Raw genomic sequence first — 21279 nt, forward strand, 5'->3', positions numbered from 1 at the left:
CCTCCTGCGTGTCACACGGCCGGTGGCACCACCCAACCGCCGCGCCGCATGACGGCCGCCACGGCGAAGTGCTCGTCCAGGACCACGAGGTCCGCGTCCTTCCCCGCCTCCAGCGATCCCGCGCGGTCGTCCACCCCCAGCAGCCGGGCGGGGTTCGCCGACAGGGCCCGCACCACGTCCGGCACGGCCAGGCCGTCCACCGTCACCGCCCGCCGGAACGCCTGATCGAGTGTCAGCGTCGAACCGGCGATCGAGCCGCCGTCCACCAGACGGGCCACGCCGTCGCGCACCTCCACCCGGAGCGGGCCCAGCGGGTAGACGCCGTCGCCCATGCCCGCCGCACCCATGGCGTCGGTCACGAAGGCGACCCGCTCGGCTCCCGCCGCACGGAACGCCATCGCCAGGGCGGCCGGGTGCAGATGGGTGCCGTCGTCGATCAGCTCCACCGTCACCCGTTCGTCGCCGAGCAGCGCCGCCACCGGGCCGGGGGAGCGGTGGCCCAGCTGCGGCATCGCGTTGAACAGGTGCGTCGCCACCGTCGCGCCCGCGTCGATCGCCTGCCGCGTCACCTCGTACGTGGCGTCCGTGTGCCCGACCGCCGCGACCACGCCCTGGTCCGCCAGGAAGCGCACCGACTCCAGTCCTCCCGGCAGCTCCGGAGCCAGCGTGACCATCCGGGCCGTGCCCCGCGCCGCCTCCAGCAACTTGCGGACGTCCGCCGGGTCGGGATCGCGGAGCAGCGCGGGCTGGTGCGCCCCGCAGCGGGCACGCGCGATGAAGGGCCCCTCGAAGTGGATGCCCGCCAGGTCGCCCTGTTCCACCAGTTCGCTCAGCACTCCGGCCTGCCGTGCCAGGTCGTCCAGGTCCCCCGTCACCGTGGACGCGGCCATGGTGGTCGTGCCGTGCCGGCGGTGCAGCGCGGCGACGCGCAGCGCCTCCTCGGGCGTGCCGGCGGAGAACGAGGCGCCGCCCCCGCCGTGCACGTGCATGTCGACGAAGCCCGGCACCACCCAGTGGCCCGGCAGATCGTGGGTGACGGCTGCCCCGGCGGGCACGTCCCCGCCGCCCGGTCCGGCGGACACGATGACGCCCCCTTCCACCGCGACCCGGCCGCCCTGCACCACGCCGTCCGGAAGTACCAGGCGGGCCCCGGTCAGTACGGTGCGCTGCGTCGTCGCCGTCATCGGCCGATCACCTCCGCGGAGAGCAGGTCCCGGGCGAGGAGTCCCGCGCCCAGGCATCCGGCGGCGTCCCCGAGGGCCGCCGGGACGATCGAGGGAACGTGCTGGAACGTCACCCGCTCCGCGAGTGCCTCGCGCAGCGGGTCGAAAAGGGTCGCGCCCGCCTCGGCCAGCCCGCCGCCGACGATCAGCGTTCCCGGGTCGAGGAGCGTGACGCCGACGACGAGGCCGTCGGCCAGCGCCGCGACGGCGTCGTGCCACACGGCGCGCGCCCGCGGATCGCCCGCGGCGACCGCCCGCGCGGCGTCCGCGGCCGTCGCTGCCGGATCGTGGCAGGCCGCGGCCCAGGCGCGGCCGACGGCCGCAGCCGAGGCCAGCGTCTCCAGGCAGCCGCGCCGTCCGCAGCCGCACGGCGGGCCGTCCGGACGGAGTACGACGTGGCCGATCTCGCCCGCCGCGCCGTGGGCCCCGGGCTCGATACGGCCGTCGACGCACAGCGCTCCGGCGATGCCGGTGCCCAGCGCGACGAACAGGAAGCGGTCCAGGCCCGCCCCCGCGCCCAGCCGGCCCTCGGCGAGACCACCGGTCCGCATGTCGTGCCCCAGTGCGACCCGTTCGGTGCCCAGGCGCTCCCGGAGCAGTGCGCGCAGCGGCACGTCCCGCCAGCCCAGATTGGCGGCGAACAGTGCGGTGCCCGACGCGTCGTCGACGATCCCCGGCACCGCCACACCCGCGGCGGCGGGCTCCTCGCCGAGCAGGGCCGTGCCCCGGTCCCGCAGTCCGGACGCGAAGTCCAGCAGGGCCGCGACGACGGCCTCCGGGCCTCGATCCCGCGGCGTTCCGCGCCGCTCCTCGTGCAGCGGCTCCTCGCCGACCGGGCCGAGAAGGGCGCCCTTCATCCCTGTGCCGCCCACGTCGAGGGCGATGACGTACGGACTCACCTCCTCAGTCTCCCGCGCGACCGGGTAGAGGTCTAGTCCAGTTCGATGATCTTCTGCGAAGGCCCGGACCTCCGGGCCCCCGCGGCACGGGGTCTCAGCCGTCCAGAACCACGCTGCGCGTCAGGTTCCGCGGCCGGTCCGGGTCGCAGCCCCGCGCGCGGGCGACCTCCACCGCGAGCCGCTGGGCCCGGATCAGGTCCGCCATCGGGTCCGGCACCCGTTCCGCGTCCCGGGACGCGGCGACCAACTCGGCGCCCGTGCCCGCGATGTCCTCCGCGAGCCCCTCCGGCAGCGCCCCGAACTGCCAGACCACCCGGCGCGGCGCGGCGATCGCGATCGGCCCGTGCCGGTACTCCATGGACGGGTACGCCTCCGTCCATGCCCCGGCCGCCTCACGCATCTTCAGCGCGGCCTCCAGCGCCAGCCCGTACGTCCAGCCGCTGCCGAGGAACGTCCACTGCTCGGCCACCGCCGCACCGGCCGGCAGCGGCACGGCGACGGCGTTCTCGGCATCCGCGGCCGCCTCGGCCACCGACTTCACCGGCAGGCTGCCGTGCTGCTCCAGCCCGGCGCGCAGGAAAGCGAGCGCGGTCGTCGCGAACCGGGTCTGCACCACGGACTCCTCGTCCGCGTGGTCCAGCACGGCGACCCGGTCGGCCGCCCGGAGGACCCGGCCGGCGGGGTCGGCGGTGAGCGCCACGGTGCGGGTGCGGTTCCGCAGCGCCCCGAGGAGGTCCAGCACCTCGGTGGTCGTCCCGGAACGGGTGATGACGACGACACGGTCGTAGGACTCCGCGCGCGCCGCGGGGAACTCGGACGCCGCGAACGCGTCCGTCTCCCCCTGCCCGGACGCCTCGCGGAGCGCCGCGTAGGCCTGCGCCATGAACCAGGACGTTCCGCAGCCGCTCACTGCCACCCGCTCTCCGCGCTGCGGCAGCGCCTGCCCGAATCCGTCGGCTTCGTCGGCCGCCCGCTGCCAGCAGTGCGGCTGCGTCGCGATCTCGGTCTCGGTGAGGGACGGGGGCTGCTCGGTTCCGGCAGTCATGGGACGGCGCTCCTCGGTGCGTGCGGTGGACGGGCGGGTGTCGGGAAGTCGGCCGCCCGGGCGGCGTCGACCTTACGTGTCGTGCCTACCCCGGCGCAGAGTAGGTTTGCCGCATGAGCGAGGAAGGGGATCCGGACCGGCGGGACACCGGGGACGGCCTGTCCGAACGGGACCGGGCGGTGCTCGCGCTGGAACGCCGCACCTGGTCGGGGCCCGGTGCCAAGGAACGTGCCGTGCGGGAGCGCCTCGACATGTCCCCCACCCGGTACTACCAGTTGCTCAACGCCCTGCTGGACGATCCGCGGGCCCTCGCCCACGACCCGGTCACCGTCAACCGGCTCCGGCGCCGGCGGGAGGCGCAGCGCGCACGCCGGTGACCCCTCGTGCCCGCCGCGGCTGGGTAGGCTCGCCCCCATGGGCAGTGACCGCGGTGCTCCTTCCGTCCCTCCGGCCCTCCCCGTCCCGGCCACCACGGCGGGGCGCACCGGACTCCGACGGCTCCTCGCCCACCCCGCCCGGGCGGTGGTGGCGCTGGACTTCGACGGCACCCTCGCGCCGATCGTGCCCGACCCCGACCGGGCACGGGCGCATCCCGGAGCCGTACCCGCACTGGCCCGCCTGGCCCCGCAGGTCGCCGCCGTGGCCGTCGTGACCGGACGTCCCGCGGAACGGGCCGTCCGCTACGGCGGGTTCGCCGGCGTCACCGGCCTGGACGGGCTTGTCGTGCTGGGGGCGTACGGCGCGGAGCGCTGGGAGGCGGCCACGGGCGAGCTCACCTCCCCACCGCCGCACCCCGGCGTCGCCGCCGTACGGGAGGAGCTGCCGAACGTCCTGGCGGCAGCGGGCGCGGACCCTGGCGTGCACGTGGAGGACAAGGGCGGTGCGGTCGCCGTCCACACCCGCCGCGCCGCGGAGCCGTCGGTCGCGTTCCGGCGGCTGCGCGCCCCCCTGACGGACCTGGCCGGGCGGCACGGACTCACCGTCGAGCCGGGCCGGGCGGTGCTGGAACTGCGTCCGCCGGGCACCGACAAGGGCGCGGCCGTGACCGGCCTGGCCCGCGCCGCGGGCGCCGGGACCGTGGTGTATGCCGGGGACGACCTCGGCGACCTCGCCGCGTTCGCCGCGGTGGAGGAGCTGCGGGCGGAGGGGCTGCACGGGCTGCTGGTGTGCAGCGGCAGCGACGAGGTCACCGCACTCGCGGAGCGGGCCGACCTCGTCGTCGACGGCCCGTACGGCGTCGTCGCGCTGCTGGACGCCCTGGCCGACGCCCTGGCCGCGCACCGCGGCCGCTGACGGGGCTTCCGGCGCCGCCCGTTCCGCCGGAGGAGGTGTCCCAGCCGGTGGCGGAGCATGGGGCGGAGCACCGCGGGGGAGGCACCCGGTGTGCGGGTGATGACGTGGAACCTCTGGTGGCGTTTCGGCCCGCTGGCCGAACGGAGCACCGCGATCCGGGACGTGCTGCGCGAGGTGCGGCCCGACGTGCTCGGACTCCAGGAGAACTGGACCCGCGGCGACGACAGTCTCGCCGACCGGCTCGCCGAGGACCTCGGGCTGTACTGCATCCGGGCCGAGTCCGACGCACCCGGCGGCTGGCGGCGCCGCCTCGACGAACCGGAGGCCGACGCGTGGGGCGTCGGCAACGCCGTGCTCAGCCGCTGGCCCGTCCGTGACAGCGCCACGCTGCGGCTGCCCACGGCTGCCGGCACGGACGACGGGCGGCTGTGCCTGCACGCCCTGCTGGACGCCCCCGGGGCCCCGGTGCCCTTCTTCACCTCGCACCTGAACTCCGGCCTCGCCGAGTCGGCCGTCCGCGTCGGGCAGGTGCGGGCGCTCGCCCGGTTCGTGGCGGAACGCCGTGCCGGCCACGCGCATCCCGCTGTGCTGACCGGCGACTACAACGCCTGCCCGGACTCCGACGAGATGCGGCTGCTCGGCGGGTACCGCACGGGCCCTGCCGTCCCGGACCAGGTGCTGATCGACGCCTGGGAGTGGGCGGACCCCTCGCAGCCTTCCGCGACCCGGATGGCGCAGAACCCGTACGTCGCGGCGCGGCGCGACCCCGGCGTGCGCCTCGACTACATCCATGTCGCCGAGCCCGGGCCGGGCGGTCTCGGCCACGTCCGCGGGGTGCGCCGTGCGGGCGACGGGCCGGTCGGCGGGGTGTGGCCGTCCGACCATGCGGCGGTCGTCGCCGAACTCGGCGACGGCGCATGAGGCAGGTGCGCGGGGCGTGCGGTACTGCTACGGCGCGGGGGCACGGAGCGCGTCGAGCTGGGCCACGAACCAGGCGGCGGGCGGCAGCGCGGTGGCCGCCTCCGCGAGCCGCCCGGTGCGGGCGGCCCGTTCGTCCTGCGGCATGCTCAGCGCCTCGTGGAGCGCCTGCGCGGTCTCGCGGATGTCGTACGGGTTGACCGTCAGCGCGTCCTCGGCCAGTTCGGCGCAGGCACCCGCTTCGCGGGAGAGGACGAGCGCGCAGCCCTCGTCGGAGACGACGGGCACCTCCTTGGCGACGAGGTTCATGCCGTCCCGGATCGGGTTGACCAGGGCGACGTCCGCCATCCGGTAGGCGGCCAGGGACCGTGCGAAGTCGTCCTCCACATGGAGCACGACCGGGGTCCACGCCGGAGTGCCGAAGTCGGCGTTGATCTCCTCGGCGACCTCGGCCACCTCCGCGGTGTACTCCTGGTACACCGCCAGGTCCTGCCGTGAGGGGTAGGCGAAGGCCAGGTGCACCACCCGGCCCTGCCACTCGGGGTGATCGGTGAGCAGCCGGCGGAAGGCGTGGAGCCCGCGCACGATGTTCTTGGACAGTTCGGTGCGGTCGACCCGGACCACGATCCTGCGGTCGCCGCCGCCGACCTGGGCCCGCAGCTGCTGGCGCCGTTCGGTGACGTCGGGGCGCTGGGCTCGCTCCCGCAGGAAGTCCCCGTCGGCGCCGAGCGGATGGGTGCCCAGGCGGGTGGTGCGGTCCCCGTGGGTGACGAGCAGCCCGCCGTCGTCCGCGGCGGTCACCTTCGCACCCAGCACGTCCGCGCAGCAGTCGGCGAAGGTGCGGGCCCACCGGTCGGTGAGGAAGGCGGCGCGGTCGGCGCCGAGGACGCCGCGCAGCACGGCCGCGGCGACGTCGTCGGGAAGCATCCGGTAGTAGTCCGGCGGTGCCCACGGGGTGTGCGAGAAGTGACCGATCCTCAGGTCCGGGCGGCGTGCCCGGAGCAGGGCCGGCACGAGGGAGAGGTGGTAGTCCTGCACCAGGACCGCGGCGCCCTCGGCGGCCTCCTCGGCGAGCGCGTCGGCGAAGGCGGCGTTGTACGCCTCGTACGCCGCCCACAGGTCGTCGAAGTCGGTGTCGAAGGACGGCTCGACCGGTGTCCGGTAGAGCAGGTGGTGGACGAACCACAGGACGGAGTTGGCGACGCCGTTGTAGGCGCCGTCGAAGACCTCGGCGGGAATGTCGAGCATCCGCACCGCCTGCCCGCCGGTGTCGGCGGGGTCGAGGCGTCGCCCGGCCCGGCGGGTCGCCTCCCGGTCCGAGGGCCCCAGGGCCGCGCACACCCAGACGGCGCCGGCCTCCGGTCCCACGGCGCTCAGCCCGGAGACCAGGCCGCCGCCGCCGCGCGAGGCGAGAAGTTCGTGTCCGGGGCCGTCGGCGGGGCGGTACGCGACGGGGCCCCGGTTCGACGCGACGAGTACCTGGGCGGAACGCTCAGCGGCCATGGCCGGAGCCTAGCCGTCGCGCCCCGTACCGAAACGTATCCGCGCCGGAGGGGTGGAGCGGTGCGGACGGCGGGCGGGCCGGCGCCGCGGGCTCCCGCCGCCCGCCGGTCTCAGTCCCGACCGTGGCGGGGGAGGCGGGCGGCGTACTCGGGCACCCGGAGCATCGGCGGCCGCTCCCCGGCCTCCACGGCGTGCGTGCACGGCACGAAACCGTCCTCGCCGCGGGAGAACTGTGTGAGGCTGGGCCGCAGGGCCTCCCCGCCGGGGAGCCGGAGCTGCGCCGCGTGGTGGATCGCGGCGGCCATCCGGCCCAGCGCCAGCCCGTCCTGGTGGCGGTGGCGCCGTACGCCCACGTCGACCTGGGCGAGGGCGTCCAGGCCCACCGTGTCGAGCGCGTCGACCAGCAGCCCCAGCTCGACGCCGTACCCGACCGGGAAGGGCAGCCGCTCCAGCAGGCCGCGGCGGGCGGCGTACTCCCCGCCCAACGGCTGCACGAATCCGGCGAGCCGCGGCCAGTGCAGGTTCAGCAGGGGCCGGGCCACGAGCTCGGTCACCCGGCCGCCGCCCACGGGACTGTCCCCGAGCGGCCGGTCGTACATCGCCTTGACCAGCTGGAGCTCCGGGTCCGTCAGCAGCGGCCCGACGATGCCGGAGACGAACCGGGAGGAGAAGTCCCGCAGGTCGGCGTCGACGAAGCACACGATGTCGCCGCCGGTCACCAGCAGCGACCGCCACAGCACTTCGCCCTTGCCCCGCACCGCGGGCACGTGCGGCAGCACCTCGTCGCGGTGCACCACCTTCGCCCCGGCTGCGGCGGCGACCTCACCCGTACGGTCGGTGGAGCCCGAGTCGAGCACGACCAGCTCGTCGACGAGCGGCAGCGGGCCGTCCATGAGGTCGCGCCGGATCACCGACACGATGGCGCCGACCGTGCGCTCCTCGTCGAGGGCGGGCAGCACCACGCTCACGCTCGGTGCCCCCGGGGCCGCCTTCGCGGCCGCCAGGTCCTCGCGCGGCCGGTCGGCCGCGGACCAGGAGCGGCGTTCCAGCCAGTCGTGGACCTCGTCCAGCACGTCGGGTTCTCCTTCGTGGCGCCCCCACAGCCCGCTGCGGGGCGCCTGTCTCGCGGTTCGGACGCTCCGCTGTACAGCGCGGTCCGTCCGTTACAGTCTTGAACAACGCGCCCCGCCGGCACATGCCGGGGGTAGCGCCGGAACCGGCCACCGCCGGTCCACAACTTCACACCGCTCATCCAGAGGGGCAGAGGGAACGGCCCGATGAAGCCCCGGCAACCCTCCGGCCGGTCCTGCAGAAAAAGGCGGGGCTCCCGGTTCGGGAAGGTGCCAATTCCGGCTCGTGGTGAGATTCGCCGCGAGGAAGATGAGGAGAAAGGGCCTCGCCTTCATGGCTGTGCACGCTCCTGAGAAGTCAGCCGCCACCGCTCCGCTCGGTCCCGCCGCAGCTCTGTCCTGCCGCGAGTGCGGGGCGCGCAACCCGCTGGGACCGGTCTTCGCCTGCGAGGAGTGTTTCGGGCCGCTGGAGGTCGCCTACGACCTCCCGACCGGCGACCCCGAGGGCCTCCGCGCGCGGATCGAGGCGGGGCCGGACACCATGTGGCGCTACGCGCCGCTGCTGCCGGTGCCGGCCGACGTCGCCGGACGGCCGAACACCGATCCCGGCTTCACCCGGCTCGTGGACGCCGGGAACCTGGCCCGCGAGCTGGGCGTATCCGCCGCCGGCGGGTCGCTCCACGTCAAGGACGACTCCGGCAACCCCACGCACTCCTTCAAGGACCGCGTGGTGGCGATCGCCGTCGAGGCGGCTCGGGCCTTCGGCTTCACCACGCTCTCCTGCTCCTCGACCGGCAACCTGGCCGGCGCGGTCGGTGCCGCCGCGGCCCGCGGCGGCTTCCGCTCCTGCGTGTTCATCCCCCATGACCTGGAACAGGCCAAGGTCGTGATGGCCGCCGTCTACGGCGGCGATCTGGTGGGCATCGAGGGCAGCTACGACGACGTGAACCGTTTCTGCTCCGAGCTCATCGGCGATCCGCTGGGCGAGGGCTGGGGCTTCGTCAACGTCAATCTGCGGCCGTACTACGGCGAGGGGTCCAAGACGCTCGCCTACGAGATCGCCGAGCAGCTCGGCTGGCGGCTGCCGGACCAGATCGTCGTTCCCATCGCCTCCGGCTCGCAGCTGACGAAAATCGACAAGGGGTTCCGCGAACTGATCGAGCTCGGCCTCGTGGAGGACCGCCCGTACCGGGTCTTCGGCGCCCAGGCCGAGGGCTGCTCGCCGGTGTCGCGCGCGTTCAAGGAGGGACACGACGTCGTCCGGCCGGTGAAACCGGACACGATCGCCAAGTCCCTGGCCATCGGCAACCCCGCGGACGGCCCGTACGTGCTGGACATCGCGCGGCGCTCCGGCGGCGCCGTCGAGGACGTCGACGACGGGCAGATCGTCGACGCCATCACCCAGCTGGCCCGCACGGAGGGCATCTTCACCGAGACCGCCGGCGGCGTGACCCTCGGCGTCACCCGCAAGCTGCTGGCGGAGGGCGTGCTGGACCCGTCGCTGACCACGGTGGTGCTCAACACCGGCGACGGGCTGAAGACGCTCGACGCCGTGGCGGAGGCCGCCCGCCCCCGCGCGACCATCCGCCCCAGCCTGGACGCGTTCCGCGAGGCCGGCCTCGCCTGAACCGGCGCGTCACCACCGCCGCACTCCCGTACCCATGGAAGGTGAACCCATGAGCGTCAACGTCCGTATCCCGACGATCCTGCGCACCTACACCGGCGGCAGGGCCGAGGTCCCCGCGGAGGGGGCCACCCTGGCCGAGGTGCTGGCCGACCTGGAGAGCAACCACACCGGCATCGGGGCCCGTGTCCTCGACGACGCCGGGAAGCTGCGCCGCTTCGTCAACGTCTATGTGAACGACGACGACGTCCGCTTCGTCGACGGCCTGCAGACGGCCACGCCGGACGGTGCCGGCGTGTCGATCATCCCGGCCGTGGCCGGCGGCTGCTGACGGGCCGTGGGGCCGGCGCGGGTGCCGTTCCGCGCCGCCGGCCGCACGGGACGACCCCCTCCAGGAGCGCTGGAGGGGGTCAGTCGGTGTTCCGGGAGGGAGTAGAGTGAAACCGTTCCCCTTCTGTGAGTGCCGCGTACCTGTGTGAACGCGCCACTTTGGGCCGGAAATCGATGTCGCTTTTGCCGCACCGGCCCCTTTTTGTCGTCCGGTTTTTCCCCTTCTTCTCCCTCTATGTGGGGAAGTGCCGGTATCAGAATTCTCGTTCTTCCGACCTGTTGCGGACGGCGTTCGGGCAGATACATTCAGCGGCGGTCGACGCGTTCCGGCGCACACCTCCGGCCCGCCGGTGGTGAGGTCTGACCCGGGTCCGCGAAGTGCGGGCTCGTGCAAGGGCCAGTAATAGGGGAGTTAGTAATGGCTCAGGGCACCGTCAAGTGGTTCAACGCGGAGAAGGGCTACGGCTTCATCGCGGTCGACGGTGGTGCGGACGTGTTCGTCCACTACAGCGCGATCCAGATGGACGGCTACCGCACCCTGGACGAAGGACAGCGGGTCGAGTTCGAGATTTCTCAGGGTCAGAAGGGGCCGCAGGCGGACATGGTCCGCGTGACCGGCTGAAGCGCCGACCGGTACCGACGTATCCGGGGCGAGGGCCCGCATCCCATCGGGGTGCGGGCCCTCGCCCGCGTCGTGGTGGTGCCGGTGCGCGCGGAGTTCCGCGCAGGGTCCGTGGCCGAAGGCGCTTGCACTCGAAGGGGTCGAGTGCTAATCATTGGCGTTAGCACTCTGAAGGTGAGAGTGACAGCAGGACCGGGTCGGTGAGGTCCGCAGGCCGGACGGTGCAGGGAACCGTCAGGCTCGCAGACCGTCCGTCGCGGGCGCCAGCGCGGTCCTTCGATGCCCACCCCAGTCCGGGAGGACCACTTCCATGGCCAAGATCATCGCGTTCGACGAGGAGGCGCGGCGCGGCCTCGAGCGCGGGATGAACCAGCTCGCCGACGCCGTCAAGGTCACGCTCGGCCCCAAGGGCCGCAACGTCGTGCTGGAGAAGAAGTGGGGCGCCCCCACCATCACCAACGACGGTGTCTCCATCGCCAAGGAGATCGAACTCGAGGGCGAGTACGAGAAGATCGGTGCGGAGCTGGTCAAGGAGGTCGCGAAGAAGACGGACGACGTCGCCGGTGACGGCACGACGACCGCGACCGTTCTCGCCCAGGCGCTCGTCAAGGAAGGTCTCCGCAACGTCGCCGCCGGCGCCAACCCGATGGCGCTGAAGCGCGGCATCGAGAAGGCCACCGAGTCCGTCTCCGCGGCGCTGCTGGAGCAGGCCAAGGACGTGGAGACCAAGGAGCAGATCGCCTCCACCGCCTCCATCTCGGCCGCCGACGCCCAGATCGGCGAGCTCATCGCCGAGGCCATGGACAAGGTCGGCAAGGAAGGCGTCATCACCGTCGAGGAGTCGCAGACCTTCGGGCTCGAGCTGGAGCTCACCGAGGGCATGCGCTTCGACAAGGGCTACATCTCCGCCTACTTCGCCACCGACATGGAGCGCATGGAGGCGGAGCTCGAGGACCCGTACATCCTCATCGTCAACTCCAAGATCGGCAACGTGAAGGACCTCCTTCCGCTGCTGGAGAAGGTCATGCAGTCGGGCAAGCCGCTGCTGATCATCGCGGAGGACGTCGAGGGCGAGGCCCTGTCCACCCTCGTGGTGAACAAGATCCGCGGCACCTTCAAGTCCGTGGCCGTGAAGGCGCCGGGCTTCGGCGACCGCCGCAAGGCCATGCTGGGCGACATCGCCATCCTCACCGGCGGCCAGGTCATCTCCGAGGAGGTCGGCCTCAAGCTGGAGAACGCCGGTCTGGAGCTGCTGGGCCGCGCCCGCAAGGTCGTCATCACCAAGGACGAGACCACCATCGTCGACGGTGCCGGTGACAGCGAGCAGGTGCAGGGCCGGGTCAACCAGATCCGTGCCGAGATCGAGAACTCCGACTCGGACTACGACCGCGAGAAGCTCCAGGAGCGTCTCGCGAAGCTGGCCGGCGGCGTGGCCGTCATCAAGGCCGGCGCGGCCACCGAGGTCGAGCTCAAGGAGCGCAAGCACCGCATCGAGGACGCCGTGCGCAACGCCAAGGCGGCCGTCGAGGAGGGCATCGTCGCCGGCGGTGGCGTCGCCCTGCTGCAGGCCACTTCGGCCTTCGAGAAGCTCGAGCTGGAGGGCGACGAGGCCACCGGTGCGCAGGCCGTGAAGCTGGCCCTGGAGGCCCCGCTCAAGCAGATCGCGGTGAACGCCGGCCTCGAGGGCGGCGTCATCGTGGAGAAGGTGCGCAACCTCACCCCGGGCAACGGCCTGAACGCCGCGACCGGCGACTACGTCGACATGATCGCCGAAGGCATCATCGACCCGGCCAAGGTGACGCGCTCCGCGCTGCAGAACGCCGCCTCCATCGCGGCGCTCTTCCTCACCACCGAGGCCGTGATCGCCGACAAGCCGGAGAAGGCCGCGGCCGGTGCCGCCGACCCGACCGGCGGCATGGGCGGTGACATGGGCTTCTGATCCTCCCACCGAGGATCGGGCGCTCCGCCCGGCCGCACCGTTCGCTGCGGTGTTCGCCGCGACGCGTGCTGCCCCTGCCTCGCAAGGGCCCCTCCCCGCCGGGGAGGGGCCCTTGCGCATGCCTGTGACATTCCGCACCGCGTCGCAGGTGAATGGGCGTCGACCGGTGGGTTAGGTTCCGTCCGGAACGCTTCAAACGGAGGACCGTATTCCGGTTCCCGCGGCCCCGGACGCACCACGCTGCACGAGGAGCCGAGCACTCCCCGACTCCGAGGAAATCCCTGACCCATGCACACCCTGGACACGTTGATCGTCGAGATCAACGACCACTTCTGGACGTACCTGCTCATCCCGCTGGTCGCGGGAGCGGGCCTGTGGTTCACCCTCCGCTCGAAAGTGGTGCAGCTGCGGCTGTTCCCCGAGATGCTGCGCGTCCTGAAGGACCCCGCGCCGGACGCGGCGTCGGGCAGGAAGTCCGTCTCCGCCTTCGGCGCCTTCACCCTCTCCGCGGCCGCCCGCATCGGCACGGGCAACGTCGCGGGCGTCGCCGCCGCCATCACCCTCGGCGGCGCGGGAGCGGTGTTCTGGATGTGGGTCATGGCGCTGATCGGCGGCGCCACCGCGTTCGTGGAGTCGACACTGGCCCAGCTCTACAAGGTGCGCAACGACGACCGGGACGACGAGAACACCTTCCGGGGCGGACCGGCGTACTTCATCCAGCACGGCCTCGGCAGGCGCTGGGCCGGAATCGTGTTCGCCGTGATCATCACGCTCACCTTCGGGTGGGTCTTCACCGCGGTGCAGTCCAACACCATCTCCACCGTGCTGGAGTCCTCGGGCGGCAGCGGCTCCACCCCGTTCACCCTCGTCGTCGGCGTCGCACTGGCCGGTCTGCTGGCCCTCACGGTGTTCGGCGGCGTGAAGCGGATCGCGAACGTCACTCAGGTGCTCGTGCCGTTCATGGCGGTGCTCTACCTGCTGATGGGGACCGTCGTGCTGGTCCTGAACGTCAACGAGGTGCCCCGGGTCCTCGGCGACATCGTCGAGAGCGCCTTCGGGCTCCGCGAGGCCGCCGGCGGCGCGATCGGCGCGGCCGTGATGCAGGGCGTGCGGCGCGGCATGTTCTCCAACGAGGCCGGCCTCGGCTCCGCCCCCAACGCGGCCGCGACGGCCGACGTGAGCCACCCGGTCAAGCAGGGGCTGGTGCAGTCCCTCGGCGTCTACTTCGACACGTTGATCGTCTGCTCCATGACCGCCTTCGTCATCCTCTCCACGAGCCCCTCGCTCGCCGAGCGCGGCAGCGCGGACGTCACCCGGACGGCGCTGGAGCAGGCTCTCGGCGGCTGGGCGGGCCACGTGCTCGCGGTCGTGGTCTTCCTGCTGGCCTTCAGTTCGATGATCGGAAACTACTACTACGGCGAGTCGAACATCCGCTTCGTCACGGACAGCAAGCCGGTGATGCAGGGATACCGCGTGATCATCCTGGCCGCCACCGTGCTCGGCGCGATGGGCTCGGTCGGCGTCGTCTGGAGCCTGGCCGACGTCGCCATGGGCGCCATGGCCCTGGTCAACCTGCTGGCGATCCTGCCGTTGTCGATCGTCGCCTTCCGCCTGCTCGACGACTACGTCCGGCAGCGCCGCGACGGCCTCGACCCGGTGTTCACCCGGGACCGGCTCACCGGCCTCGAGGGCGTCCGGTGCTGGGAGCCGTCCGGTGTCCCGGACGCGCGCGGCACCTCCGGCGCGGCCGAGGAGGTCGCGCAGCGCCGCTGACGGCGCCGCGCCGGACGCCGAATCCTCCGTTAGCCCCTCGGGCCGGTGGCTACCCGCGGACTGTCGGTCCCGGCAGCCCGCGGCGCCCCGGCACGAGGGCGCGGGGGGGGGGAGGAGTGGAGACCCATGGCGCATGCGACGGAACCCGGTCGGGAGGGCCCGGAGAGCCGGCGCCCCGACCCGTCCCTGAACCGGTCGGGAAGCGGCACGGCACCCCGGTGGCGCTCCTGGCGGGCCGTGCTGCGCCGCACCGGCCGCGAGTTCCGGGAGGACGGCCTCACCGACCTCGCCGCGGCGCTGACGTACTACGGCGTCCTCGCCGTCGTCCCCGCCCTCATCGCGGTCGTGTCGATCCTCGGCCTGCTGGGCACGTCGGCCGTCCGGTCGGTGATCGACGAGCTCGGAGGGCTGGCGCCGGGCCCGGTGAAGTCCGTGCTCACCAGCATGCTGGAGCAGATCGAGGGCGGGGCGGGCGGGGCGGGTCTCGCCCTGGCGCTCGGCGTGCTGATCGCCCTCTGGTCCGCCTCCGGGTACGTCGCGGCGTTCATGCGGGCCGGAAACGCGGTCCACGACGTCCGGGAGAGCCGCCCGCTGTGGAAGGTGCTTCCCGTCCGCTTCCTCACCACGGTCGCGGTGCTCACCCTGCTCACCCTCGTCGCCGTGGCCGTCGTGGTCAGCGGCGGCGTCGCGAGGACGGTCGGCGGCGCCCTGGGCCTGGGCGACACGGCCGTGACGGCGTGGAACATCGCGAAGTGGCCGGTGGCGGTGCTGCTGGTCGGCCTGGTCATCGCCCTGCTGTACCGGGTGGCGCCCGATGTGGCCCGGCCGTTCCGCCAGGTGCTGCCGGGGGCGCTGCTGGCGGTGCTCATCGGGATCGCCGCGTCGGCGCTCTTCGCCGTCTATGTCGCGCACTTCGGCAGCTACAACGAGACCTACGGCAGCCTCGCGGGCATCGTCGTCTTCCTCGTCTGGCTCTGGATCACCAACATCGCCGTGCTGCTCGGCCTGGAGTTCAACGCCGAGCTGGCACGGGAACCGGCCGGCGAGGAGCCGCAGGAGCCGCAGGAGCCGGAGGCTTCCGGGCCGCCCTGATCACTCGCGCGCGGCCTCCAGCGCAGCCCTCAGGTGGCCGCCCGAGGCCGTGAGCAGCCGCTGCGCCGTCGCCGCGTCGACGTCGCCGAGAAGCGTGAGGATCGCGTTCTTCACCTCGCCGTCGGTGGCGGCGAGCGCTTCGGTGATCCGCTCGTCGTCGGCGCCGGTCGCCAGCCGGACGATGCGGCGCGAGCGGGCGCGCAGCTTCTCGTTGGAGGCCCGCACGTCCACCATGAGGTTCCCGTAGGTCTTGCCGAGACGGATCATGGTGATGGTCGAGAGCATGTTCAGCACCAGCTTCTGCGCGGTGCCGGCCTTGAGCCGGGTCGAGCCGGTCAGCAGTTCGGGGCCGACGACCACCTCGATGGGATGGTCGGCGGCGGCGGCGAGCGCGGAACCGGCGTTGCAGGCCAGACCGACGGTGAGTGCCCCCAGCCCGCGGGCGTGCTCGACGGCGCCCACCGCGTACGGCGTGCGGCCCGAGGCCGAGACGCCGACGACCGAGTCGTCGGGCCCGAGGGCGAGCGCGTCCAGGTCGCTCGCCGCGAGCTCCTTGTCGTCCTCGGCCCCCTCCACGGAGGTGACCAGGGCGGAGGGGCCGCCCGCGATCAGGCCGACGACCTGGTCCGGCGTGGTGTTGAAGGTCGGCGGGCACTCGCTGGCGTCCACCACGCCGACGCGGCCCGCGGTTCCGGCGCCCGCGTAGACGAGCCGTCCGCCGCGCGCCATCCGTTCCGCGACGGCGTCGATGGCGGCGGCGATCGCCGGGAGCCGGTCGGCGACGGCCGCGGGGACTCCGGCGTCCTCGGCGTTCATCAGCCGGGCGATCTCCCCGGTGGGGAGCCGGTCGATCTCGGCCAGTTCGCTGCGGAACGCCTCGGTGGTCAGGGTTTCCATCTGGGCGGCCAGCACTTGGCGGGAACCGCGGGAGGTGCCGTCGTGCGACGGGTCGGCGGTGGAGGTCATGGCGTGCGTGCGGCTCTTTCCGTTCCGGTGCGGACGCGAGGTCAGCGGTGGTGGGGGGTGTGGCGGTGCGCGAGGGCCTCGTACGAGGCGGACAGCGCGGGTGCGGCTGTCTCGTACGTGTGCTGGGCGACACCGATGAAGAGGATGTCGACGACGAGCAGCTGGCTGGTGCGGCTGGACATCGCCGCCGGTCGCAGCTCGCTCTCGCGGGCCGTGGACGTGGTCAGCACGTGGTCGGCGTACTGGGCGACCTCCCCGTCGGGGCGGCCGGTGAGGGCGACGGTGGTGGCGCCGTGGTCGAAGGCGACCCGCAGCGGCTCGATCACGTCGACCGTGCGGCCCGAGTGCGTGATGGCCAGTGCGACGTCTCCCGCACGCAGTTGCACGGCGTTGGTCACCGCCAGGTGCGGGTCGGCGTGGGCGTGCGCCACCTTGCCGATGCGCAGCAGCTTCTGGGCGAGGTCCTGGCCGACCAGTGAGGAGGCGCCGCAGCCGTAGATGTCGACGCGGCGGGCGGCGGCCAGTGCCCCCACGGCCGCCTCGACCTGGCCGGTGTCCAGTCCGGCCGCGGTGTCGGCGAGGGTCTGCTGCTCGTCGTGCGCCAGCTTCGTGACGACGTCCGCGATCGGGTCGTCGACGGCTATGTCGGCCGTCACCGCGGGTGCGGCGCCGGACTCCTGCTGGGCCGCGAGGCCCGCGAGCGCCAGCCGCAGGTCGCGGTACCCCGGGTAGCCCAGCAGCCGGGAGGTGCGGACGACGGTCGCCTCGCTGGTGCCGGTGCGTTCGGCGAGGCCGGTGACGGTCAGCCGGGAGCATCCGGCGGGGTCGTGCGCGACCGTCTCGGCGACACGCTGCATGGAACGGGTCATGGAGGGCGCCATGGTCCGCACCTTCGCCGCGAGTGCGCCCGGACCCGGGGGGCCGGGGGGCTGCCCGGCGCCCGGTCTGCCGCCCCTCACCTCGGAGAAACTTTCCTTCACGATGTGCGTCACAGAAGAAAGGTATTTTCATCGCGGTTGCGGGTCAAGAGGGCGGGCACCGCTCGGTTCGGGCCGACACGGAAGGGGAACCTTTGGTCTCATCGGAGGCATGGACATGGACGGACCACAGCAGCAACCGCCACAGGCGCAATCCCTCGAACAGGCTCTGCACGCCGCGCGTGCGCTCGTCCTCGCCGACCTGACGGCCGGGGACGTCGCTCACGCGGACGTCGTCTCGCTGGTCGAGGACGCGGTGGCGCACCGCCGCTGGTGGGTGGAGCAGTGGCCGGAAGGCATCGCTTTCGTGGACGGACTGGTCGCGCAGGACGTCCAGGACGCCCTGCTGGACCGCTACGGCCGCTGGCCGCTGTGCCCGGTGTGCGGCGGCTCCGACCTGCACGCGCTCGAAGTGGAACCCCCGCTCGGCGAAAGCCCCCACTGGGTCTGCGGCAAGACGTCCACCGCCGTCGCCCGGGTGGGATCGCTGGGCCGACGTCCGTGACGGTCTACATCGACCCGCCCGTATGGCCGGGACACGGCCGCATGTGGTCCCACCTGGTGAGCGACGTCGACTACGAGGAACTCCACGAGTTCGCCGCCGCCATCGGCTGCCCCCGGCGCGCTTTCGACAGGGACCACTACGACGTGCCGGCCGAGCGGTACGCGGCGGCCGTGCGGCTCGGCGCGGTGGAGGTCGGGAGCAAGGAGCTGCTCACCCGCCTGAAGGGAGCCGGCCTGCGTCGCGCACGCCGGGCGGGCCCGGCCTGACACCGCCGCGGCCGCGGCGGTGCGGGCGGTGCCCCGGTTCAGCGGGAGGTGACATCCGCCGCCTCACGGTCCGCGGACGCGCCGGACCCGTACCGTGCGGCACCGGTGCCGCCGGCTGCCGCTGGACGGCGGCTCACCCGGGCGGCCGTCACCGCGGCGAGCAGGGCGCCGGCCGCCAGCGCCGCCCCCGTCCACGCCACTGCGGTGAAGCCCCAGCCTGCGCCGATGACCAGGCCGCCCAGCCAGGGGCCCAGCGTGTTGCCGATGTTGAAGGAGGCCGTGGTGGTGGCGCCGGCCAGTGTGGGGGCGGCGTCCGCGACCTCGAACATGCGGGCGTTGAGCGCCGGTGCGGCGGTGAAGACCGCCAGGCCCAGCAGGAAGGCCAGGGCGACCGCCGCCGACGGGCTGTGCGCCACCAGGGCGAGCACCCCCAGGACGACCGTGGCGGCGGACATGCCCGCGTACATCGTGCCGAACAGGTGGGTGTCGGCGAGGCGGCCGCCGAGCCAGGTGCCGAGCAGCGCACCGAGGCCGAACAGCGCCAGCACCCAGGGGACCCACCTCTCCTCGAGTCCCGCCGTGCGCGTCAGCAGGGGCGAGAGGTAGGAGAAGACGGCGAAGCCGGCCGCAGCGGTCAGCGCGATGGTGGTGAGAGTGATCCACACCTGCCGGTCGCGGTAGATCCGCAGCTCGCGGCGGAGGCGAGGCGTCTCGTCTCCGGTGGGCGGCTCGGTGCGCGGCACCGTCGTCACCACGCCGACCAGGCCGACGGCCGACAACGCGGCGACCGCCCAGAACGCCGACCGCCATCCGGCGCTCTGCCCCAGGAAGGCGCCGGCCGGGACGCCGACGATGTTCGCCACGCTGATGCCGCCGACCATCACCGCCATGGCACGGGCCCGGGCGTGCACGGGGACCAGGGACATCGCGACGGCGGCACCGACCGCCCAGAAACCCGCGCAGGCCAGCGCGCTCACCACCCGCGAGGCGAACAGCACGTCGTAGGAGGGCGCCAGCGCGCCCGCGACCTGGCCGAGCCCGAAGACGGCGAGCAGGGCGATCAGCGTCGTGCGACGCGGCAGCCGCAGCGTGGCCGCGGCGAGCAGCGGGGCGCCGACCACCATGCCGACGGCGAAGGCCGACACGAGCAGCCCGGCCTGCGGGATGGAGACGTCCATGTCCCGGGCGAGCGGTTCGAGGAGCCCGGAGAGCATGAACTCCGAGGTGCCGAGGGCGAAGACGGAGAGCCCGAGGACGAGGACGGCGGGCGGCATGCGGGCGGTGCGGGAAGCGGGTGCGTCGTCGGGCATGTCAGATGCCAACCACGGGTCGGGGCAGTGCCATTCCCGGTGTGTCCAGCGCCACGCGGTGGTCGCCGCGGCCGGTGGTTTCCCCGCCCGGCAGCGGACGGGACCCGCGACGGCCCGGGGACGGACGGGGCAGGGTCAGGGCGTGCGGCCCAGCAGGGCCACCAGCCGATCCTGCGGGGAGGCCGTGTCGGCGACCGCCACGGGAGGCGCGAAGATGCCCGGGATGCCCTGCGCCCCCACGACGGGCCGCACCCGCTCCAGCAGCTCGGTCGCCAGCTCGTCGGGCATGCGCGAGGTGTCGCCGATGCCGCGGGCGAGGTCCCAGCCGTGGACCGCCAGGTCGCTCGTCATCTGCCAGGCGTACGACGCGGCCGATTCCCGGCCGCCCGTGACGTGGACCCGGCCGTCGAGTGCTCCGGGGCGGTGGAACGCCTCCCGGGAGGCCACACCCGCCGCCTCCCAGGCGGTCACCGGCCGGTCGCCGAGCACGTCCCCCTCGAAGCGGTCGCCGACCTCGTCGAGGGTGGCTCCGCCCAGCAGCTCCGGCGCCCACAGGTGCTCCGCGGTGAGATGGTTGACCAGGTCACGGACGCTCCAGTCGGCGCAGGGGGTCGGTGCGTGCCACTGCCCCGCGCCGATGCGGTGCACCAGCCGGTCCCAGTCGGCGTAGGCGGTGTCGAACGCGTCGATGAGTTCCATGGCTCCATGGTGCGCACGGGGGGCGGGGCTCCGCAGTGCGGAGCGGTCGGGCCCGGTCACCGCTCCCCGGCCGCGCGGGGGCCGGTGGCGGGGTCCTCCGGCGGCTCCTCCAGTACGGGCCGGCACAGCACGAGGGCGACGTCGTCGTCCCGCTCGCCGCCCGTGTGGGCGTCCAGCTGCTGGAGGAGCAGGTCCAGCGCCCGGTCCGGCGCCGTGTCCGGCGGGACCTTCCCGCAGCCGGCGAGGACGTCGAACATCTCCCCCGCGTCGTCGCGCGCCTCGGCCAGCCCGTCGGTGTACAGCAGGACCGCCTCACCCGGTGCCAGCCGCAGCCGGCGCGGTTCCGGGTCGCCGTCCAGCCCCAGGCCGAGCGGGGGTACGGTGTCGGGCGGCAGGAGGAACTCCGGCTGCCGCTGCCCGAGCAGCACCGGTGCGTGGTGTCCGTGGTTGACGACGGTGGCACGGTCGTGGGTGAACTCCGCGACCGCCGCGGTGACGAAGTCCTCGCCCGGGAGCCTGCCGGTGAGGGCCGCGGCCACGCTGCCGGTCACCGCTGCCGCCGTCGGCTCGGTGTACGCGGCGTTGCGGAAGGCCCGCAGGGCCGCGGCGGCGGTGACGGTGGACGACAGGCCTTTTCCGCGGGCGTCGCCGATGAGGACCCGGACGCCGTAGGCGGTGTTCGCCACGTCGAACAGGTCTCCGCCCACCAGCGCGTCCCGATCCGCCGACCGGTACCTGATCGCGATGTCCACACCGCCGACGCGGGCGGAGAAGGGCTGCAGGATCGCGTGCTGGGCCATGCGGGCAACGGTGGCCAGGGACTCCTCGCGGATGGTCCGGCTGTGCGCGAGGAAGAGCGTCAGGCCGGAACCGATGAGGAGCACGGCCAGCCGCAGCATGTGGTCGACGCTGCCGATGCGGTCGTTCAGGAAGCCCAGGCCGAGGGCGAGCAGCAGCGCGTAGCCGCAGACCAGGGAGGTCCGCCGGATGTCGAGGCGGGCGCAGGCGACCGCCGGGCCGACGACCAGCAGGCCGGAGAGCACCGGCTCCGGTGGCAGCAGCGCATCCGCCGCTGCCACGGCGGAGGTCACCAGCAGGCTGAGGAGGAGCCACGGCACATCGACTGCTGCCGGACCCCGACGCTGCCAGGACCGCGTGAGATACACGCGTCACACTATAAGGAGGAATGTCCGCATGTGAGGCGGTGCGGGTCCGGCGGGACATG

21 protein-coding genes and 1 riboswitch are annotated in these 21279 nt (G+C 73.5%); of the genes, 11 read left to right on the forward strand and 10 right to left on the reverse strand.

The features are described 5' to 3' along the window. Nucleotides 1-11: 11 nt before the first annotated feature. The 3 genes from nagA to ACL06G_RS16200 form a co-directional block, all read right to left on the reverse strand. Nucleotides 12-1184, reverse strand: a complete 1173-nt coding sequence (gene nagA / locus ACL06G_RS16190) for an N-acetylglucosamine-6-phosphate deacetylase (RefSeq protein ID WP_412786187.1) — start codon at nucleotides 1182-1184, stop codon at nucleotides 12-14. Next, entirely contained in the window at nucleotides 1181-2080 is a 900-nt protein-coding gene (locus ACL06G_RS16195; protein ID WP_412786288.1) for an ROK family protein, read from the reverse strand. Before ACL06G_RS16195 ends, nagA begins: the two co-directional genes overlap by 4 nt. A gap of 136 nt (nucleotides 2081-2216) precedes the next feature. Next, entirely contained in the window at nucleotides 2217-3167 is a 951-nt protein-coding gene (locus ACL06G_RS16200) for an SIS domain-containing protein (protein WP_412786186.1), read from the reverse strand. Between the two features lie 113 nt (nucleotides 3168-3280). Between ACL06G_RS16200 and ACL06G_RS16205 the strand changes: the two genes are divergently transcribed. The 3 genes from ACL06G_RS16205 (at nucleotide 3281) to ACL06G_RS16215 (ending at nucleotide 5381) form a co-directional block, all read left to right on the forward strand. Further along, nucleotides 3281-3544, forward strand: coding sequence for a DUF3263 domain-containing protein (locus tag ACL06G_RS16205; protein WP_412786185.1), 264 nt, complete (start codon nucleotides 3281-3283; stop codon nucleotides 3542-3544). Nucleotides 3545-3581: 37 nt separating this feature from the next. Next, nucleotides 3582-4460, forward strand: coding sequence for a trehalose-phosphatase (gene otsB / locus ACL06G_RS16210; RefSeq protein WP_412836214.1), 879 nt, complete (start codon nucleotides 3582-3584; stop codon nucleotides 4458-4460). 99 nt (nucleotides 4461-4559) lie between these two features. Beyond that, nucleotides 4560-5381, forward strand: coding sequence for an endonuclease/exonuclease/phosphatase family protein (locus ACL06G_RS16215; RefSeq protein ID WP_412836215.1), 822 nt, complete (start codon nucleotides 4560-4562; stop codon nucleotides 5379-5381). Between the two features lie 27 nt (nucleotides 5382-5408). Here ACL06G_RS16215 and ACL06G_RS16220 read toward each other — a convergent pair whose 3' ends face one another. Beyond that, complete coding sequence (locus tag ACL06G_RS16220) at nucleotides 5409-6881, reverse strand: alpha,alpha-trehalose-phosphate synthase (UDP-forming) (protein ID WP_412786182.1); 1473 nt, start codon at nucleotides 6879-6881, stop codon at nucleotides 5409-5411. Nucleotides 6882-6991: 110 nt separating this feature from the next. After that, complete coding sequence (locus ACL06G_RS16225; RefSeq protein WP_412786181.1) at nucleotides 6992-7954, reverse strand: glucosyl-3-phosphoglycerate synthase; 963 nt, start codon at nucleotides 7952-7954, stop codon at nucleotides 6992-6994. A gap of 172 nt (nucleotides 7955-8126) precedes the next feature. Next, nucleotides 8127-8268: riboswitch (SAM riboswitch) on the forward strand. A 17-nt stretch (nucleotides 8269-8285) separates the two neighbouring features. On the opposite strand from ACL06G_RS16225, the gene thrC reads away from it, so the two are divergent. The 6 genes from thrC (at nucleotide 8286) to ACL06G_RS16255 (ending at nucleotide 15331) form a co-directional block, all read left to right on the forward strand. Beyond that, on the forward strand, nucleotides 8286-9578 hold the full coding sequence (gene thrC / locus ACL06G_RS16230; RefSeq protein ID WP_412836216.1) for a threonine synthase: 1293 nt from the start codon (nucleotides 8286-8288) through the stop codon (nucleotides 9576-9578). A 49-nt stretch (nucleotides 9579-9627) separates the two neighbouring features. Beyond that, on the forward strand, nucleotides 9628-9906 hold the full coding sequence (locus tag ACL06G_RS16235) for a MoaD/ThiS family protein (RefSeq protein WP_412786179.1): 279 nt from the start codon (nucleotides 9628-9630) through the stop codon (nucleotides 9904-9906). Between the two features lie 417 nt (nucleotides 9907-10323). Then, entirely contained in the window at nucleotides 10324-10527 is a 204-nt protein-coding gene (locus ACL06G_RS16240; protein WP_016472377.1) for a cold-shock protein, read from the forward strand. 310 nt (nucleotides 10528-10837) lie between these two features. Continuing rightward, nucleotides 10838-12466 carry a chaperonin GroEL gene (gene groL / locus ACL06G_RS16245; RefSeq protein ID WP_412786178.1) on the forward strand — a complete coding sequence of 543 codons (1629 nt, stop codon included), beginning with the start codon at nucleotides 10838-10840 and terminating at the stop codon, nucleotides 12464-12466. A 288-nt stretch (nucleotides 12467-12754) separates the two neighbouring features. Further along, nucleotides 12755-14239 (forward strand): alanine/glycine:cation symporter family protein, encoded by a 1485-nt coding sequence (locus ACL06G_RS16250; protein WP_412786177.1) that lies wholly within the window; start codon nucleotides 12755-12757, stop codon nucleotides 14237-14239. 126 nt (nucleotides 14240-14365) lie between these two features. Beyond that, a complete protein-coding gene (locus tag ACL06G_RS16255) occupies nucleotides 14366-15331 on the forward strand; it encodes a YihY/virulence factor BrkB family protein (protein WP_412786176.1) in 966 nt (321 codons plus the stop codon). Here the strand turns inward: ACL06G_RS16255 and murQ are convergent, their stop codons facing one another. Together murQ and ACL06G_RS16265 are read right to left on the reverse strand one after the other, a co-directional pair. After that, nucleotides 15332-16297: an N-acetylmuramic acid 6-phosphate etherase gene (gene murQ / locus ACL06G_RS16260; protein WP_412786175.1), complete on the reverse strand. Its 966-nt coding sequence runs from the start codon at nucleotides 16295-16297 to the stop codon at nucleotides 15332-15334. 41 nt (nucleotides 16298-16338) lie between these two features. Then, a complete protein-coding gene (locus ACL06G_RS16265; protein WP_412786174.1) occupies nucleotides 16339-17289 on the reverse strand; it encodes a MurR/RpiR family transcriptional regulator in 951 nt (316 codons plus the stop codon). A gap of 103 nt (nucleotides 17290-17392) precedes the next feature. On the opposite strand from ACL06G_RS16265, the gene ACL06G_RS16270 reads away from it, so the two are divergent. Next, the gene (locus tag ACL06G_RS16270) at nucleotides 17393-17779 is read left to right on the forward strand and encodes a DUF8819 family protein (RefSeq protein ID WP_412786173.1); all 387 of its coding nucleotides are present in this window, start codon (nucleotides 17393-17395) and stop codon (nucleotides 17777-17779) included. Further along, the gene (locus tag ACL06G_RS16275; RefSeq protein ID WP_412786172.1) at nucleotides 17776-18045 is read left to right on the forward strand and encodes a DUF4031 domain-containing protein; all 270 of its coding nucleotides are present in this window, start codon (nucleotides 17776-17778) and stop codon (nucleotides 18043-18045) included. Before ACL06G_RS16270 ends, ACL06G_RS16275 begins: the two co-directional genes overlap by 4 nt. A gap of 38 nt (nucleotides 18046-18083) precedes the next feature. Here ACL06G_RS16275 and ACL06G_RS16280 read toward each other — a convergent pair whose 3' ends face one another. From ACL06G_RS16280 to ACL06G_RS16290, 3 genes are all read right to left on the reverse strand, one after another. Further along, nucleotides 18084-19319, reverse strand: a complete 1236-nt coding sequence (locus ACL06G_RS16280) for a Cmx/CmrA family chloramphenicol efflux MFS transporter (protein WP_412836222.1) — start codon at nucleotides 19317-19319, stop codon at nucleotides 18084-18086. Nucleotides 19320-19490: 171 nt separating this feature from the next. Then, nucleotides 19491-20054 (reverse strand): TIGR03086 family metal-binding protein, encoded by a 564-nt coding sequence (locus ACL06G_RS16285; protein WP_412786171.1) that lies wholly within the window; start codon nucleotides 20052-20054, stop codon nucleotides 19491-19493. Nucleotides 20055-20110: 56 nt separating this feature from the next. After that, nucleotides 20111-21220 carry a PP2C family protein-serine/threonine phosphatase gene (locus tag ACL06G_RS16290; protein ID WP_412836217.1) on the reverse strand — a complete coding sequence of 370 codons (1110 nt, stop codon included), beginning with the start codon at nucleotides 21218-21220 and terminating at the stop codon, nucleotides 20111-20113. Between the last annotated feature and the right edge of the window lie 59 nt (nucleotides 21221-21279).

This window comes from Streptomyces callyspongiae (assembly GCF_047200695.1).
Taxonomy (GTDB): domain Bacteria; phylum Actinomycetota; class Actinomycetes; order Streptomycetales; family Streptomycetaceae; genus Streptomyces.